This is a genomic window from Mucilaginibacter flavidus (assembly GCF_024055575.1).
Lineage (GTDB): Bacteria > Bacteroidota > Bacteroidia > Sphingobacteriales > Sphingobacteriaceae > Mucilaginibacter > Mucilaginibacter flavidus.
In genome coordinates, this window is record NZ_JAMXOE010000002.1 from 395,509 (window position 1) to 413,076 (window position 17,568).

General features: G+C 43.0%; 10 protein-coding genes. 2 read left to right on the forward strand and 8 right to left on the reverse strand.

All coding sequences use genetic code 11. The annotated features are described in order from the left end of the window. Positions 1 to 17: 17 nt before the first annotated feature. Genes NAF19_RS06005 through NAF19_RS06015 form a run of 3 tightly spaced genes read right to left on the reverse strand, consistent with a single transcriptional unit; the run spans position 18 to position 4,159 of the window. The gene (locus NAF19_RS06005) at positions 18 to 863 is read right to left on the reverse strand and encodes a sialate O-acetylesterase (protein WP_252788911.1); all 846 of its coding nucleotides are present in this window, start codon (positions 861 to 863) and stop codon (positions 18 to 20) included. A gap of 13 nt (positions 864 to 876) precedes the next feature. Continuing rightward, a complete protein-coding gene (locus tag NAF19_RS06010) occupies positions 877 to 2,850 on the reverse strand; it encodes an alpha/beta hydrolase-fold protein (protein WP_252788912.1) in 1,974 nt (657 codons plus the stop codon). Positions 2,851 to 2,878: 28 nt separating this feature from the next. Continuing rightward, complete coding sequence (locus NAF19_RS06015) at positions 2,879 to 4,159, reverse strand: family 8 glycosyl hydrolase (RefSeq protein ID WP_252788913.1); 1,281 nt, start codon at positions 4,157 to 4,159, stop codon at positions 2,879 to 2,881. 668 nt (positions 4,160 to 4,827) lie between these two features. Between NAF19_RS06015 and NAF19_RS06020 the strand changes: the two genes are divergently transcribed. Then, the gene (locus NAF19_RS06020) at positions 4,828 to 8,916 is read left to right on the forward strand and encodes a hybrid sensor histidine kinase/response regulator transcription factor (RefSeq protein WP_252788914.1); all 4,089 of its coding nucleotides are present in this window, start codon (positions 4,828 to 4,830) and stop codon (positions 8,914 to 8,916) included. A 119-nt stretch (positions 8,917 to 9,035) separates the two neighbouring features. Here the strand turns inward: NAF19_RS06020 and NAF19_RS06025 are convergent, their stop codons facing one another. From NAF19_RS06025 to NAF19_RS06045, 5 genes are all read right to left on the reverse strand, one after another. After that, entirely contained in the window at positions 9,036 to 10,376 is a 1,341-nt protein-coding gene (locus tag NAF19_RS06025) for a family 43 glycosylhydrolase (RefSeq protein ID WP_252788915.1), read from the reverse strand. A gap of 16 nt (positions 10,377 to 10,392) precedes the next feature. Continuing rightward, positions 10,393 to 11,535, reverse strand: a complete 1,143-nt coding sequence (locus NAF19_RS06030; RefSeq protein ID WP_252788916.1) for an alpha/beta hydrolase-fold protein — start codon at positions 11,533 to 11,535, stop codon at positions 10,393 to 10,395. Between the two features lie 130 nt (positions 11,536 to 11,665). Beyond that, positions 11,666 to 13,243, reverse strand: a complete 1,578-nt coding sequence (locus NAF19_RS06035; RefSeq protein ID WP_252788917.1) for a glycoside hydrolase family 43 protein — start codon at positions 13,241 to 13,243, stop codon at positions 11,666 to 11,668. Next, positions 13,240 to 15,243, reverse strand: a complete 2,004-nt coding sequence (locus NAF19_RS06040) for an alpha-L-arabinofuranosidase family protein (protein ID WP_252788918.1) — start codon at positions 15,241 to 15,243, stop codon at positions 13,240 to 13,242. Before NAF19_RS06040 ends, NAF19_RS06035 begins: the two co-directional genes overlap by 4 nt. 56 nt (positions 15,244 to 15,299) lie before the next feature. Next, a complete protein-coding gene (locus NAF19_RS06045) occupies positions 15,300 to 16,421 on the reverse strand; it encodes an alpha/beta hydrolase-fold protein (RefSeq protein ID WP_252788919.1) in 1,122 nt (373 codons plus the stop codon). A gap of 394 nt (positions 16,422 to 16,815) precedes the next feature. Between NAF19_RS06045 and NAF19_RS06050 the strand changes: the two genes are divergently transcribed. Further along, entirely contained in the window at positions 16,816 to 17,550 is a 735-nt protein-coding gene (locus NAF19_RS06050) for a hypothetical protein (protein ID WP_252788920.1), read from the forward strand. Positions 17,551 to 17,568 lie beyond the last annotated feature (18 nt).

Here is a 17,568-nt window from a genome sequence, read left to right on the forward strand (position 1 = left end):
AATGGTTTATTTGCTTATTAATTTTCTTTAACCTTATAACCTAATAACGAAAGCATTGTATTGCCATATCGCGTTCCCAACAACCTACATCCCTCGGCAGTAAAATGCAAATGATCGGGGGAGCAGGTACAGCCTGCCGATGAAATAACATACGAGTTTGGAACAATTTGCGGAAGTGTGCCTATAATTTTGTTCATGCTTGCGCAAATACCGTTCTGGTCGGCATTCACCACTTCACCCGCAAGTAACGGCACCCTTCGGGGTTTTAGCTTTAAATCCTTCATCAAATTATCGTAAACGCCTTTTACCTTTTTTGTCCATAGGGTATCGTTGGTATTGGATTCTCCCTGATGTAACAATATACCCTTAATCACCCCCGACTTTTGCGCTAATTTGGCCAGGGCTACCAATCGGTTGTAAGGGTTACCTCCATATTCGGCAACTATGTTCTTCATCCATCCGGGAGCGGTTGCAAGGTACGATTGGTAGCTATCTCTTTCAAAAATCTCAATTTTAGCCCCAGCGACGGAAACGTTAATGATGCCAATCCGTATTTTTTCCGGCATGTTGGCTACAAGCGTCCGTCCAAAATAATCGGCCGGCGTAAGGCCGGTTGTGCAACGTGCCAATGGCGGCATAGCTGTGTACCAATTGTCTTTTAGCCTGCCCTTTTCGCTGCAGTCAACAGCTTGCAGTACCTGAAACCTGCTGTCAATACCGATCGAGTCCTGCCCCTGTATCCTGGCATTGCCCTCCATGTTTGATTGCCCGAAGCAAATAAATATGTAAAACTTCTTATCCTGCGAAAAACCGCTCAAGGCCAACAAAATAAGGCAAGCCGCCACTAAAATTTTAAGTTTCATTTTGCGGGGGATCCTAATTCTTGAATATCAGGCTTGCAAACTGGTTTAAAGATCGCCTCCATGATTGCCACTCGTGTGCCGTTCCCGGCGATTCGTAAAACACCTGTTTAATGCCTGCCTTTTCAAGTGCCTCATGAAATCCCTTTACCATGGTTTGCATTCTTTCCGGCTCGATAGTACCAACACTTAGATAAAGTACTTTAACTTTTTGGTTAAAGGCATTTGCATCGGCAAACACGCCATTGTACATTTTGGTTATATCAGTACCAGGTTGCATGAATGCGGCACCGCTGAAGCCCCCTACATAAGCAAATTTGTCGAGATTGGTCATTGTGGTTTGAAAAGTTTGAAACCCTCCCATGGATAGCCCTGCCATGGCACGGTGATCACGGTCGGCGAGCGTCCGGAATTTAGCATCAACCATTGGAATAACTTCCTTCACCAATACATCTGGAAAAACATTACCTGCCATGCTTATTCCACGGGCGTTGGTTGCCGGCGGTTGCGTCGGATCGGTGGCATAGCCCCGGTCCATCACAACTATCATAGGGGTTGCCTGTTTAGCGGCTATCAGGTTATCCAATATAAAATTCATTTTACCTTGCGTCGGCCAGCCGGTTTCGTCTTCGCCCGAACCATGTTGCAGGTAAAGTACCGGATATCGTTTGTCTGTTTGCGTATCATAACCCGGTGGTGTGTAAACGTTTGCCCGCCTCCATGCCTTTGTTATGATTGAGTAGTAGTTTACCGAACGGATTTCGCCGTGAGGCACGTCCTTTATGGTATAAAAATCACCGTCCGGGTCGGGTATGTCAATCCCGCTCGCCATTCTTCCCATTCCATAATAAGTTTGGGTAGCCGGGTCAACGACGGCAACGCCGTCAATTATTAAGGAGTAATAATGGAATCCCAATGCAACCGGATCAGTAGTTACGGTCCAATAACCACCTGTGTCTTTGCTCATTGTATATTTTTTTAACAGGTCGATTTGAACAGTTTTTGCATCTGGGGCCTTTACACGGAAAAACACGGTATTATCAGGGAATATCTCGGGATATTTTACGCCCGGAATATTAGTAGGTGCGGGCACGCCCACCTCGTTGTAAGCATATTGAGGGAAAGTTGATGCATCTATAGATTTAAAAATTAATTGCGAAAACATATACAAGCCATTTTTCCATACCTTAAAATTGTGGACACCAGGCTCGATATAGTATATGTGTGGTACATTTTTCTCTACTAGATAATCGTGAGTGCGTTTGCTGAATAAAAGCAATCCATCGCTTGAGCCGCATGATATCCAAAGCAATTTCAGCTTATTCTTTACGGCATCAGGATCAGGAATTAAATCCTCCGGCTTTTTGGTGTTGGGGGCTGCCGAAAAAGCGCCTACCCACGAAAATACATTGAGGTTTCCTAACCCAAAATTTAATGATTGCCCGCCCCCCATTGAAAGGCCGGCCACAGCCCTGTGATCTTTATCAGCATAAACATGGTACTTATTGTCAATAAATGGAATAAGGTCGGTTAACAGGTCTTTTTCAAAATTGGCAAAACCTTGCACCTTATCGGGCGCCATTACATTGCCAATTGCCCGGTCGTCTTTTATTGCCCTGCCGTTGGGCAGCACCACTATCATTGGCACAATTTTATTTTGCGCATACAGATTATCCAATATCACCTGGGGACTGCCACCGTTGTACCACTCTTTTTCATCGCCACCAATGCCATGCAAAAGATACAACACCGGATATTTTTTATTTTTAGAATATCCCGGGGGAGTATAAATAAGTGCGCGGCGTGTGTCGCCCACCGTCTTTGATTCATAAGTAATGGTGTCGATTTTACCGTGCGGGATATCCGCACGAAATTCATCAAAACCTACCCGTGCCTGGGTAACTATGCCTTGCGCATAAGCTGTTATACTACAAAAAGTAAAGGTGAATAGTGCAAAAAGCAAACGCCTGGTTTTTAAGGATATGTTCATTGTATAGTTATTACAGACCGATGAAATTTTAATTGGTTTGTGGTTGTATAAGTTGGTATTTGCCGCTTAGATGCATCAGGCTGAATATGTATAATAAACCATCGTAATATGGGTCAAAATAATTATCCGCATAAGGTTCCAGCTTCGCGTTCCAAAGCGGGCGCACAAAGTCGAATTTTGCTTTGTCGGTGACCATGAGTGAGGCAGCAGCAGACGTAGCTACCAAGCCCAGCGAATGCCGTAATTTTTTAACGCCGCCTGCCGGTAAAACAAATTCGGGCGTGGTACCATCTGTGTTGAACTGATCATCGAAATTGTTGATCCCTTTTGTACGCAGAAAATTTTGGATGCGTTTTGCATAATCTCGTTGCCATGCTTTATCCTTGCCGAACCAAACATAGTCCATCGCAATATTCATGGGAACCCGCCATGAGTCGAATCGAAAGGCAGGCTTCATTTTCCCCCAACTGTGCGGCTTGCCACTAAATTCGCTATTATCAGCATTAAGTCCTGTAACAGGGTCGCAAGCCCGGTGTAAAAAAGCCCTTGCCGTATTCGCACAATCCCGGTAAAATTGTTCGTGACCATCCCTGGCGTAAAGCGCCCATACTTCGTAGAATGCAGGCAGATGATACGAAGCATCAGTCCATTCATACCCACCACCCTCGGGCACAAACGAAATTTGCTTTGCTTCCATGTTTATTAGCGGATGTATATTGCCGGTACCGTCTTTTTTCCACATGGCGTCCAGTATCTTCCTGGCCTCTGCGTAGTAGTTAATGCCGGTATTATTTCCCCACCTGTTGGCGGCAAAAAGCAGGTCGGTGATAAAATATAACTCCCCGTCGGACGCCGAACCCTCAGAGTTACGCTTCATTGTTTGGGGATTAATGCTCCAGGCAAAATATCCTTCACGAGGCCCGTCCTGGTGTTGGAGGTATTTTTTCGACCATCGCCATATCCTGTCAAAAACATCTTTTTTGTTAAGTTGCACAGCGACCATCATGCCATACGAAAGGCCTTCTGTCCTGGCATCGTGGTTTTTTACGTCAGATACATACGCCATTGTATCGCCTACCTCGAAGTATACCTTATTGGGGCCTTCAAACACATCATGATAAGCCTTTGCCACCTTGCTGTCTATTTCTGCCTTGCTATAACCCGCTTCATTGAAAAGATTAGGATAAGTTCCGGAAGCAACTGCGCCCATACCCGTTATCTTTTTTGAAGCCTTGTGGCTTTGACAATTTGCAAAAACCGGCAGCGCTGTAGCCATTAAATACAAAAACACTAATTTTTTAATATTCATATTTTAAATAAATAGGCATTGTGATATAATTTTTTCTCTTAATAACACGGGATAGCCCCATTCACCTGCTTTAAAATCTTTATCCTGTTCGCAATAAAAACCTTCGTAACTCTTACAAATTGCTGTAGTACACGAGCAGGTAAATTTCCCTAGGCTAATATTGTTTGTAACAATTGGTGATATTATTCGACAGGCTAATTGTAGTTAACGATATAGCAGATCGTCAACCAATAACTATTCGATTAATTTTCGTCAAAATTATTCCCTTAATAGAACTTGACATGCCACAAATGTTGAATAAATCAACACTTTGGTTGAAATATGCCCATTTTATCCGGGTGTCACTATTAAATGTGGAAATGGTTTTAAGAAATGCTACGCTTTAAACCCTGCCAAATATACAGCAAATCGTAAGGCCGAGAACAGCAATATTTTTTTTCTGCAATCGATTGCATAATTGAATTTTAAGTTTAAATTTACCCTTGTGCAATTTCTGCCAATCCTTTAGGCGGAAGTGGAACCTTTATAAACCTCCTGTTTCGGGAAATTAAATGATCAGTATACTTAGTATCTTCCTTTTTATGAGAAGCTACTGTACAATTTAAAAAGTAATAGCATTTGCCATGTTAAATTTTGCGTTACAAATTAAGCGTATTATAGTCAAAAGGATGTTTTTTATAGCATTAATGGCATTGGGCATTACCTTTCAATGCTGCGGTCAGGCTATACGGTTCACAGTATTAACATCTCACGATGGATTGCTTTCGAACACAGTTAACGCTATTATAAAAGACCATTACGGATATGTATGGTTTGCAACAGCGGACGGCCTTGACAGATTCGACGGCATGGAACACAAGGCCTACCGTTTTGATCCTTCCGATAAATCGGGCTACCGCTCGAAGGAAGTGGCATGTATGTATGAAGATGGTGGCGGGCAGCTTTGGGTTGGTACTATGGGCGGCGGATTGTATTTTTTCGACCGTTCCCACGATCAGTTTCACCCTCTCGAAATACGCTCCAAATACAAAGAAGTTACGGACAGTTACATTAAGGCAATGTACGGCGATAATAATGGTCGGCTCTGGATTGGCACGCTGGGGGGCTTGTGCATATTTGACCCTAAAACCGCAAAAGGAACATTTTTTAAACCCGACGAACATAAACCCGGGCAGCTTCGGCCGGGCATCGTATTATCTATCTTCAAGGATAGTCAACAGCGAATGTGGATTGGTACAGAGAAAGGGCTATATCTTTATAATGAAGCAAGGAACAATTTTATTTCCTTCAGGCACGACAATAACAACCCCGCAAGCATCCCAAATGATGGAGTTAATGCGATAGCCGAATGCCAGTACAGGCTATGGATAGGCACAAATGACGGACTTAGCTGCCTGTCGCCCGACTTAAAAACCTTCCGGAATTTTAAGTATAACGCCGAAGACAACGGCACCCTGAGCGGCAATCTTATTTATAGTATAGCTCCAAGCGGAAACGATATTTGGGTAGGCGCTGAGGGTGGACTGAATATCGTAAATACGTTGTCGGGGAAAATAAAACGTTATAATCATGACGACCGGGATAAATTTAGTGTGAGCAGCAAGTCTATTCGTTGTATTTATAATGATCCCCGTGGCATTTATTGGATCGGTACCTACCAGGGAGGTGTGGATAAGTACGACAAAAATCTCACCCTGTTTAATTCAAAACAAAATAACGCCTACGACCCGGCAGGCCTGAATGCGCCATTTGTTTCCTCATTCGCCGAAAATAAAGATGGGGATATATTTGTTGGTACAGATGGCGGAGGGTTGAACCTTTTTCATTTAAAGAGTGGCCTGTTCAGCCATATTACTCTTAAGGCAAAGGAAAAGAATAATTCGGCCGGGCTTCCAATCCTGAGTATGATACTTGACCGAAATCAACAACTCTGGATCGGCACTTTTCAGGACGGTATATTTATTTATAACACCAAAACCGGCCAGTATCAACAGTTAACTGCCGGAAAAGATATTACGCATATAAATAATGACGAAATTTTTTGTTTTAAGGAAGACAGCAAGGGGAAGATTTGGATCGGAACCAATGGTGGCGGTGTAAACGTATTTGATCCCAGCACCAGGACTTTCCTGAAATACGTATCAAATCCTGTTTCTGCCGATGAAAGACAGTTACCTGTAAATGGTTTCATCAGGGCTATTGAAGAAGATCATGAGGGAAATATCTGGATCGGTACATACGGTAGTGGAATAGCGGTCTTAAACCCAAAAAGCCAAAAATTTCAAGTATACAGCAATAAGAACACCGGGATGGCAGTTGACCGCGCATTTTCACTCATGGAAGATCACGACCGTAATATGTGGATAGGCACTGCAGGCGATGGTTTATTTTGTTTCAACTCCAGCAGTAAAAAATTAGCAAGTTACCTTGCGCCAGAAAAACTGCCAGACGGAGTAGTACACAAACTGCTGGAGGACCAAAGCGGTAACATTTGGTTAACCACAGGAAAGGGAATATGTAAATTTAATATTGCATTAAAAAAGTTCACACATTACTCAGCTTACAATGGCCTGCAAAATGACGCATTTATTGACGGATCGGGGCTTCGGACAAGTAAGGGACTGCTTTTCTTTGGCGGGGCAGAAGGCTTTAATTATATCGACCCTACACAAGAAGTAAATCGTAACAGCAACGTTCCTCCGGTTTTTTTTACCGCCTTGAAAGTAAACAATACCGTTATATCGCCAGCCGATCACTCACCTCTTAAGCAGGACATTTCGGTAGCAAAACAAATCGACTTAGATTATAAGCAAAACTTTTCTATTAGCTATTCTGCAATCAATTTTACACTACCCCAGCAAAATCATTACGCCTATATATTGAAATCGTTCAATAAAACCTGGAATTATGTAGGTTCCGCTACAACGGCGTATTACACCAACTTAGACCCTGGTGAATATCTTTTTGAAGTGCGGGCCTGCAACAATGATGGTATATGGAACAGCTCCGGGGCACGAATCCGAATCGTAATTCATCCGCCTATATGGATGACGTGGTACGCATACCTGTTATATGCGCTGGCGGCAGCGGGCGCGTTATTGCTTATCCGCCATAGAGGTATTAACAAATTGAAAGCTAAACTTGCTCTTGAACAAGAAAGAAGAGAAGCGGAGCGGGTTCATGAACTGGATCTGTTGAAAATAAAATTTCTCACCAACCTTAGTCATGAATTCCGCACCCCAATTTCGCTTATAATGGCTCCCGCAAATAAATTATTGGCGGAGCATAAAGATGATCAAACAACCGGCCAGTTGTCGGTGATATTAAGAAACGCCCGACGGCTATTGAATTTGGTAAATCAACTTTTAGATTTCCGGAAATTAGAAGAACAAGAATTGAAACTTAGCCTGGGCGAAGGCGAAATAATCTCGTTCATCAGCGGAGTTGTAGATTCGTTTCATGATTTATCTGAATCGCGGTGCATAGCGCTTGAATTTAATGCCACACATGAAAAACTATTCGTACGGTTTGATCACGATAAGGTGGAGCGCATCCTATTTAACCTTCTTTCAAACGCCTTTAAATTTACATTGCCCGGAGGAATTGTTTCCGTCGATGTAGTTCAGCATCCGACATCACAGGCCGATAAAACCGTGCTTGAATTCAAAATAAGTGATAACGGCATCGGTATAGATGCGGAAACAAAACAGTTGATTTTTAAGCGGTTTTACCAGGTAAGCGATACCAATATAAGCAATGCAAACCCGGGAAGCGGAATCGGCCTTTCAATCACAAAAGAGTTTGTTGAAATGCATGACGGCAGCATATCTGTTGAAAGTGAACCAGGTAAAGGTTCGGTTTTCAGCGTATTACTCCCTCTCGAGATTTTTGCCGATAGTGCTGAAAATATTTGGCTTCCAGCCAATCCAACTGATGATAAACAAACTGCGCTTTCAAAACCAGATAACGACCTGCCTGTCGGAGATATCCCGGTAATACTTATCGTGGAGGATAACGATGAATTCCGCTATTATATAAAGGACAATTTAAAAAAACAATATAAAATTGTTGAGGCATCAAACGGTGAAGAAGGTTGGGATAGGGCGCTTTCATGCCATCCCGATTTGATCATAAGCGATATAACCATGCCATACATGAATGGCATAGCACTAAGTAGAAAAATCAAAGCCGACAAACGTACAAACCACATTCCATTTATAATGCTTACAGCCCGCACAGGTGAGGATGAGCAGTTGAGGGGGCTTGAATCGGGCGCGAACGATTATCTGACCAAACCTTTTAACTTCGAAATATTAAATGTAAAAATCAAAAACCTTCTTCAACTTAACACTTCTCTTAAGAACACCTACACAAGGCAATTAAAAGTTGTCCATACGGGCATGGAAGTCGAGTCGACCAAAGAGAAGTTCTTAGCCAAAGTGATAAACTATATCGACAACAATTTAAACAATCCTAAATTTTCTGTTGTGGATTTGAGCCAGCATTTGTCGATGAGCCGGGGGGCCCTTTACACAAAGATATTCGAGCTTACCGGCCTCCCTCCTGTTGAATTTATCAGATCGTATAAACTCGACAGGGCTGCGGTATTGCTGCTGAAAAGTGATCTTACAATTTCACAGATAGCTTATGAAGCTGGTTTCGCTACCCCGCATTACTTTTCCCGCTCGTTTAAAGATAAATTTAACATGCTGCCAACCGAATACAGAAAAATTGAAAAAAAGAGAGTACTGGCATAAAGCTATAACACTTTTTGTTGACCTGGTGACTGTTACAGCCAAAATTCAAGGTAAATAGCTGTTTGTAAATACCACATTTATGATACTTGATTTGGACAGCTAATTTGGGACTATCCGATCTACTCAAAACTTATCCAATCAACTTCCAAATTGCCACTACTTTGCAATTGTAAAATAAGATTTTTGACACCCGAGGTCGTCGATAATATTTTGTATTTTGATACGCTCCAGTTATCTCCTTTTGGAATATTCATTTTTGCCATGATCTTGTTTGGCGCACCCTCGATACTTATTAATAAGGTTCCGCCTGTTGCTGAACGGGCGTTTATATTGAGGTACTTTAATTTGGGAGGATCGAATGATACACTGTTGTATTTTATCCACGAACCCGGTTTCTCAAATATTGTTTTCCAGCCCTTGAATTTGTTCAGGGTGTCCAAAAATGCAATTTCGACACCACTCTGGCTTTTGGCACTAAACCTGTCCATTTCAATTTTCTTTGCTGCGTTCGAGACACCAACGCCCCGTAAAGTCGGGGTAACTTTTCGGATAGATCCATCTGCATCAAAAAATAAACTGTCGACTCTTACCGACCGGTTTTTATCAAAGTTTGGCGATAAGTCATTATTATGATAAAACAAATACCATTGGTTTTTGAATTCGATGACCGAGGGGTGATTCGTCCAGCATCCTGAGGCCGATTCGTCCATAAGCACACCGGCATACTTGAACGGGCCCAATGGATTGTTTGACATGGCGTATTCAAGCCGCTCTATTTTATCGGCCACATGCGGGTAGGTCATATAATAAATACCCTTGCGTTCAAACAAATACGGGCCTTCTTTTAAACCTTTATCAGGGAAGCCCTCAAGCTTTACCGGTTCGGAGGCAAGCTCGAGCATATTTGCTTTAAGTTTTGCTCCGTACAGGTTTCCCTGCGCCCAATAAATGTATGCCTGCCCATCTTTATCAATTTGCACATTAGGGTCAATACCGTGAATGCCGGCAATGGGCGATGGTTGGGAAACAAACGGACCCGAAGGATCGTTTGCTACTGCAACACCTACAGAAAAACCACGTGCACCGCCGCCCTTTGCAGGAGCCGGGAAATAGAAATAGTATTTTCCGGCGCGCTCAATGCAGTCGGGAGCCCACATGCTGTAAGCTGCCGAGTCGGCCCAGGGCACTTTATTTTGGCTTACAATTACCCCATGATCAGTCCAATCGGTAAGGTTTGTTGATGCAAACACGTGATAGTCCTGCATACAAAACCAACCGGCTTTGCCATGCCCCGGCGTAGCTAAAATATCATGTGACGGATAGAGATATACCTTGCCATTGAAAACGCGCGCCGATGGGTCGGCAGTAAATTGATCCCTTATCAATGGGTTTTGTGCCATCAAATAATTTACGGAAAACATTAAGCCGGTTAATGCCAGGCATCTCCTGAAGTATTTCATTCGTTCGTGTTTTGTTTTATTTAAACAATAGCGGTGCAAAATGGTATAGATTGTTTCTCCAAACGGGCCAGGTATGTCCGCCAGGGTATTCGTAATAAGCATGATGTATACCCAATTCGTCAAACTTCGCCAGCATAATTTGGCCGTTTTTATAAGCTATGTCGTCTTTCCCGCCTTCAGACAACCAAAACAATTTCAGGTCGGTATTAATCTTCGTACTGTTTTGCTTCATGTAATCATATTGGGCATCGGCTATGCTGTTTTGCATAGGTACAATCCATCCGGAACTGAATACCCCCAGGTATGAAAAGTAATTAGTGTTATATACTCCTGTATATAGGGTGTTAATTCCGCCCATTGATAAACCGGCCAACGCGCGATTGGCATTTGTGTTTATGGTTCGATAAGTTTTCTCAATAAATGGCATGAGGCATTGCTTCATTTCTGCCGCAAAAGCCTTTAAACCATCTTCGCCAAATGCCCCGGCACCTAAATTGGCATCGGGCATTACAACCAGCATAGGCTTAGCTTTTTTTTCGGCAATCAGGTTGTCCATAATCAGGTCAGTTTTTCCTTGGGTAGCCCAGCCGCGTTCGTCTTCGCCCCCGCCATGCAAAATGTATAGCACAGGATATTTTTCATTGATATTGGCGTCGTAACCGGGAGGGGTATAGATGTAAACCTTCCGCCACGACCTCGCAACAGTTGAATAATATTTTTTTATGCGGATGTCGCCATGCGGTACATCTTTTTCCGCATAGTATTCTCCGCCCGCAAATGGTATTTCAATGCCACTGGCCATACGTCCCATGCCATAAAAACTTTCGCTTGCCGGGTCGGCTGTTGCTATGCCATCTATTACAATCGAATAATAATGGAAGCCTTCACTTATTGAATCTGTAGTCACACTCCAAAAACCGTCATTACCCTTTATCAAATCATATTTTTTACCCAGGTCTATTTGTAACTTTTGAGCATCGGGCGCCTTTATGCGGAACATAACCTGATGATTAGATAAAATAAGCGGGTATTTTGCCCCTCTTACATTGGTAACAGCCGGAACACTCCCTGAAGTATCAAGATTGGGTTTTTTGTTTTGCGATTTGGCTTCGAAGCCCCAAAAAAACAACAAGTACAAAAGAAGTATTAAGTTTTTCATTGAATTGTATGTTAAACTGTTGGCCACGGTTTGCAACAATAGCCACGCAAGGTAAAATGATTGCGAATTTTACAATAGCACTGATTAATACAAATGCAACACTTGTGTCTATAATTAGGGAGTATCATAGTTAATTCCGGGATGATATGTTATTGCTAACCCGAAAAAAATCGAAGTCGGCATAGCCGCCTATAGTTTTTGTGGCATAATTAAAAAGACCAAACCGATAACCCATAAAGTGAGGAAGGGTATAAACCATTTGCAGCGCAGAACCGATTGGTAACCAATTACGCCCATCGAGGCTATAATAAAAGTACGCTTTATCTGTCCGGTCCTTAAAATCACATGAGGCTTTTAAATATACCCGGCTTTGCGTTAATGGAATACATGGGGACTCGATAGAAGAATCACCTTGTGCATTTACCATAACCATAAACTTTTTCCCACCCTCAGCCTTCACACCCACCCAGCCGAATTTTTTTTGTAGCAGCGCAAGCCCGGCCCGGTCGCCATCTTTAAGCCCGGAAACATCAATAGACGTAACAGCCGAACACTCGGGCCCGAAAGTGCGTTGAGTAAGTGTATTCCTTGCCGTCAGTATATTGGTGTCAACCCTCCCTGTGGTAAGCCTAAGGTATCCCTTAGGTTGTTTTACCGACCACAATTTATTTACCGGGTTATGGTTCCATTGCCAAACCAGCGGCAAATCGCGCTCACCCGGCTTACGGCCAAATTCATCTGATGAAATAATTCCCGGCATCATCGGTTTGTTTATCGTTAATGGTATTGTATCGGGCGCCTGATGATTTATCCCTAATATGGGCCAACCATTATCCCATTGTACCGAAACCAGGTAGGGCACCCGCCCCACAGCACCGAAATCGCGGAAAAGATAGGCAAACCATCGGCCATCGGGTGCGTCCACCAAGCCGCCCTGGGCTACGCCTTTATCCTGCAGGGCCAACCTGCCTTCGTAAGGGCCGGCGATATGATCAGCCCGGTGAATCAGTACAGTTCGCATCCCACCGCGTGGCCAGCAGATATTGAAAAGGTAATACTTCCCTTTTATTTTGAATAACTGCGAACCCTCAGCCGGCAAACCAACATTGGGCCCTGCAACCAGGCTGGCATTCTCAATCAACACTTGTGGCTTTATATCTGGTCTAATTCCGGAGAGGTCATCTTTCAATTGCGCTAACATGATCTTTCCGCTTCCGTAAACCATATAAACCTTGCCATCGTCGTCAAAAAACAAGGAATGATCATGCAGGCTTGGTTTAAAGGACAAAGCCTTCCACGGGCCTTTTTCAATGTCACGCGTGCTATAGATATAAGTTTTGCCTGTATTGCCGGCAAAGGTTGATACATAGTACATGCCGTTATGGTAACGCAGGCTGCTTGCCCACGAACCTTTCCCGTAGCTATTTTTATCATTATTTAAGTTCAGGTCATCTGTATCGTCTAAAATATCATAAGCGTAGCTCACAATTTTCCAATTAACCAAATCCTTCGATTTCATTATTGGCACACCAGGGCTCATGTGCATGGTTGTGCTGCTCATATAGTAACTATCGCCTACCCTGATTATTGACATATCCGGCACATCTGCATAAATAATTGGATTATGAGCTATTTGTGCATGTACGCCGGGTTTGGGAAACAATACAAAGGCCATCCCCCAAATTAATCTGTTTAAAAATCTGGTCATTTTTGGGTATCGATTTGAAGCACCGTAATTGAGTATTTAGGAAAGCTAAATGTAAAGGTTTTCTTAAATCCTTTATAAGTTGATACTGCAGGTGTAATTTTTTCCGGTTCTGTTATCGAATTTGTATCCTCTGGCTTTTCGGCTTTCATAACAACAACTGTTCCGTTGCTTTTTACTGATGATATGCCCTTTAAATCAAAGATTACCTCTTTGGCGGCAACGCCTGCGTTAACAACTTTAATATATAACCTGCCGGTTTTCGTATCGCGGGTGGTTACGTAAAATAAAGAAGGATAAGTTTTGGGGGTAACTTTGCTCAAACTATCCTTATGATTCAATTTTTGTACTTGAACAGGAATACCCTCACCAATCATACTCACCACATTATCGCCATGGTAATTGCTAAACATCTGTTGGGCATAATAGGATGGCGACCCATAGCTGGTTAGCGTATTATAACCTATTAAATCCGATTCCCATTGCATGCCGCCGGGGTTAACGTTTACAAACAAAGGTGCCGAGCATTCCATCACAACAATATCCGAATTTCGTTCCATCCCCGTCATCCAGGCGCCATCGCCAAGTGCCGAGTTGAAATTTGGTGTTGGCTTACCTTCGCGGGTAGCCCATTCGCCAACAAATATTTTTGGGCCGTTTCTGTCATAGTTGTCGTAATGATCGGCATCGCTTTCCATATCGAAGGCATTTCTATAATAATGCTCATCCATAACATCGGGAATGCGTTTGGTAAGCGGGAAACGCTGACCCAAAAAGTCCTTACCGCCGGTGGTTGAAATAATATGGAGATTGGGATATTTACTGCGAATGGCATCATAAAACTGGGTGAACCTGCCTTCATAACTTCCAGACATATCAAAACCGTCCTCATTTCCAACTTCAACATAATGTAACGGGAAAGGCGCAGGATGTCCATCGCGGGCGCGTTCTTTTCCGTATTTGGTAGTGGTATCGCCGGTAACGTATTCTATTTCTTCCAGGGCCTCATCAACGTAAGGCTTCAGGAACGGCCCTGCTTCCACATAATCGCGGTTTAAGGTATAGCCAGCAAAAACGGCCAGCAATGGCTCCATATTTAAATCCTCGCACCATTCCAAATATTCCAGTAAGCCCATTCCGTCAGACGACCGATATCCCCAGGTACCCTGATGGCCAGGCCTTTCATCAATTGGCCCTAACGTTTTTTTCCAATTATACCTGGTCGAAAACATATTACCCTCCAGGTAATTACCACCAGGCAACCGCAAAAACTTAGGGCTCATGGAAGCGAGAAGCTGCATAATATCGCGCCTGTTGCCATTAGCTGTATTTTGATAGGTGGGCGGGAATAAAGATACAAGTGTAAACCAATAGGTTCCTTTAGCCAACGGCCGGATCACGAAACGCGTATCTGCAGTTGGCGTTACGGCGGCGGCAGTAGTAAGATTAAAAGTGAATTTTTTCCAAACCCCGCTAACCCCTGTGACATTTGCTGTCGCAAGCATGCTTTTGCCGTCCGTCGATTCGATCTCTACCGTAATTGCCCCCGCGTTACTACCATCAGTCATAGCATAAAAACTGCCTTGATAACTGGTTGAAGGAAAAACAGGTATCCCCCAAAAACCATCATTTGCCAGTCCTGTATTTTTACCGTCTGTGGCCAAATTAAATCTTAAGCACTCAGTTAAAGCCTCATTTACCGGGTGCTTACTATCCAATGCAATAGCAGATGAATCAGCAACACTCTTTATTAAGCTCCAATAATCCGGGTTCTTATTGTTATCTTTAAAACTGCGGTTCCTGATTAGCTCGGCATAAATTCCGCCATCATAGGAGTAATTGATTTCTTCCGTCATCAACCCATACAACATCGGACTGGAGACATGCCCGGGTTGATCCAAGCGGACCGTTAATTTTGTGGACTCCTGCGCCGAAGTGCGCATTCCGAAAAACATGCAACATACTAAAATAGCATATTGGTAGTTTCTTGATGGTTTTAGCATTTTTAGGTTTAATTATATTCAGTAACGTGTGATTAATAACTGTGTCGCAAGGCTGCTTAATTGTTAAACAACAACAGTGCAAGTTCTTTTAGGCTCCGGCGCCAGGTCAGAAATTCGTGGGCCGTATTACTGGAAATAAAGGACACTGCGTTGTAGCCGGCGTTCTTTAATGCAGCAGTAGCGTTATTTACGCCGGTAGGGTTTTCCTTACTACCGCAGCTTATAAATATAAGTTTGGCTTTAGGTTTATCTTGTAATTCGGCAGGTGTATAAGTGCCCCCGCTTAGTAAACCGTAGTAGGCAAATTCGTCGGGCTTTGCAAGTGTAATTAAATGTGTCTCCATACCGCCCATGGAGAGGCCTGCCATTGCGCGGTGTTCCCTATCGGCAACAGTGCGAAAGTTGGCATCTACATAAGGCACTAATTCATCCGTCAATACGGTTTCAAAAGCATCTATCTTGAAATTCCTTATGCCGCCTGGTTTTATGTCATTGGTCATGCCATAGGTCATCACGATAATGAATGGTTTTATCTTGCTTTCTGCAATCAGGTTATCCATAATTAAATTGGCATGTCCCTGGTTGCTCCATGCGGTTTCATCTTCGCCCCAGCCGTGTTGCAAATACAGCACAGGATACTTTTTAGATCTATCTTTTTCGTAACCCGGAGGGGTATAAACAAATGCTCTCCGCTGGGTATTTGTGCTCTTTGAGGGAAAAAGTACTTGCTGAACATTTCCATGGGGAATATCCTTTAGTGCATAAAAGTCCTGGTCATGGGCCGGTATTTCAACACCACTTTCCCAACGGGTTGAACCATAATAGTTCATTGTACCAGGGTCATTGAATGTCCCTCCATCGACTATTAAATGATAATAGTGGAAACCTTCGTCCATTGGCCCTTCTGTTGTGCCGGTAAAATATCCGTCGGCGCCTTTGGCAAGTTTTGTACCTCCTCTTCCGCCCAGGCCCAAAGTAACCCGTACACTGTCGGCTTTAGGCGCTTTTATGTGAAAACGTACGTAGCCTTGTGAATTTACCTGGGGATATTCCTGGCCCGGTTGGTTGAGGCTTGAAGCTTGAAAATCTTCCTTTATCTCTGCGGAATTTGTTTGGGCCATGCAAAGGCTACTGGTCAAGGCGGACGCTAATACAATGGTTAAACATTTTAAGTTCATTTTTTTCATATTTTAAGTTTCTGGAAGAGACGCATTTTCTGATCGTAAGTCTTTTTAAATACGACAAATAACTGCTAATGGGTTAGTCGAAAATTTAATTGACAGGTGTTACAATGCCTTGAAAAACTTTGTCCTAAATTCTGTTTACGTTTTATTAATCGATGCCATTTTTTACTATAAATAGCCAATAAATGTTTAAATCAACCATTTGAATATAGCCAGTTATTTATTAACGTCCTAATGCTTCCGGGCACCCAAACCCAATCTCTAAGTATGGACGCCTGAACGAACGTTGTATATATTTATTAATTGAAGCGATGATTTTTTTTCGAATGGAGGTACACTTGTCATCTTATTATATACCAAAAAATCGATTTAAATTAAAGTAGCTACTATGAATATTAAACGCAATCTATCGTTGCTGGCAGCGGGCTTAGTAATTTTGGCAGCATTGAAATCGCAAGCACAGTCTGCCATTTCAGGAGGCAGGGTTGATAAAATAACGGATAACGATTCTGTGCGAACTATCGCACCATTCTTTACCCCGGCAACCACATCAAAAAAGACCCCGGATTCCGAAGGGTTTATTCAGCGCTGGTTACTTTTAGACCCTATAAACAAGTCAATACGGAGTAATCTTGTCTTTACTAATAGTTACCTAAAAACACACTTTGACACTGCTTATTTTCCGAATCAGTTTACTGTTATCCCTAAAGACCGGGACCAAATAAAAGTTGGAGAGCAGGAATTGGCGTGGCATGCGCTGGAAAGTCCAACTTTCAACGTCAAATTATTTCGCCTTGCCTACGGGTTAAAGAAACATACCTATGCCGTATTATTTTGGGCGGTAACTATAGTTAACAGTCCGCGGGAAGTAAAAAATGTAAGATTGGCGGTAGGCTCAAATGGAGGATCAACGTGGTGGTTAAATGGACAGGAAGCTGTGGTACTTGACGGAGACAGACGGATGGTAATGGACGATTGTGTCTCGACCCGATTGACACTTAACAAAGGGAAAAATATAATCAGGGGAGCATTAATCAATGGCCCCGGACTTAGTGATTTTTGCGTTCGGCTGCTGGATGAAAAAGGAGAGCCGATAAAAGATCTCACTATCAGTCTCAAATAAATTAGTTCATCATCCCAT

Coding starts and splice junctions, on each gene's coding strand:
- NAF19_RS06035 (WP_252788917.1), bottom strand. CDS start 13,243: ATGACCAGATTTTTAAACAGATTAATTTGGGGGATGGCCTTTGTATTG.
- NAF19_RS06010 (WP_252788912.1), bottom strand. CDS start 2,850: ATGAACATATCCTTAAAAACCAGGCGTTTGCTTTTTGCACTATTCACC.
- NAF19_RS06015 (WP_252788913.1), bottom strand. CDS start 4,159: ATGAATATTAAAAAATTAGTGTTTTTGTATTTAATGGCTACAGCGCTG.
- NAF19_RS06005 (WP_252788911.1), bottom strand. CDS start 863: ATGAAACTTAAAATTTTAGTGGCGGCTTGCCTTATTTTGTTGGCCTTG.
- NAF19_RS06040 (WP_252788918.1), bottom strand. CDS start 15,243: ATGCTAAAACCATCAAGAAACTACCAATATGCTATTTTAGTATGTTGC.
- NAF19_RS06025 (WP_252788915.1), bottom strand. CDS start 10,376: ATGAAATACTTCAGGAGATGCCTGGCATTAACCGGCTTAATGTTTTCC.
- NAF19_RS06030 (WP_252788916.1), bottom strand. CDS start 11,535: ATGAAAAACTTAATACTTCTTTTGTACTTGTTGTTTTTTTGGGGCTTC.
- NAF19_RS06045 (WP_252788919.1), bottom strand. CDS start 16,421: ATGAACTTAAAATGTTTAACCATTGTATTAGCGTCCGCCTTGACCAGT.
- NAF19_RS06020 (WP_252788914.1), top strand. CDS start 4,828: ATGTTTTTTATAGCATTAATGGCATTGGGCATTACCTTTCAATGCTGC.
- NAF19_RS06050 (WP_252788920.1), top strand. CDS start 16,816: ATGAATATTAAACGCAATCTATCGTTGCTGGCAGCGGGCTTAGTAATT.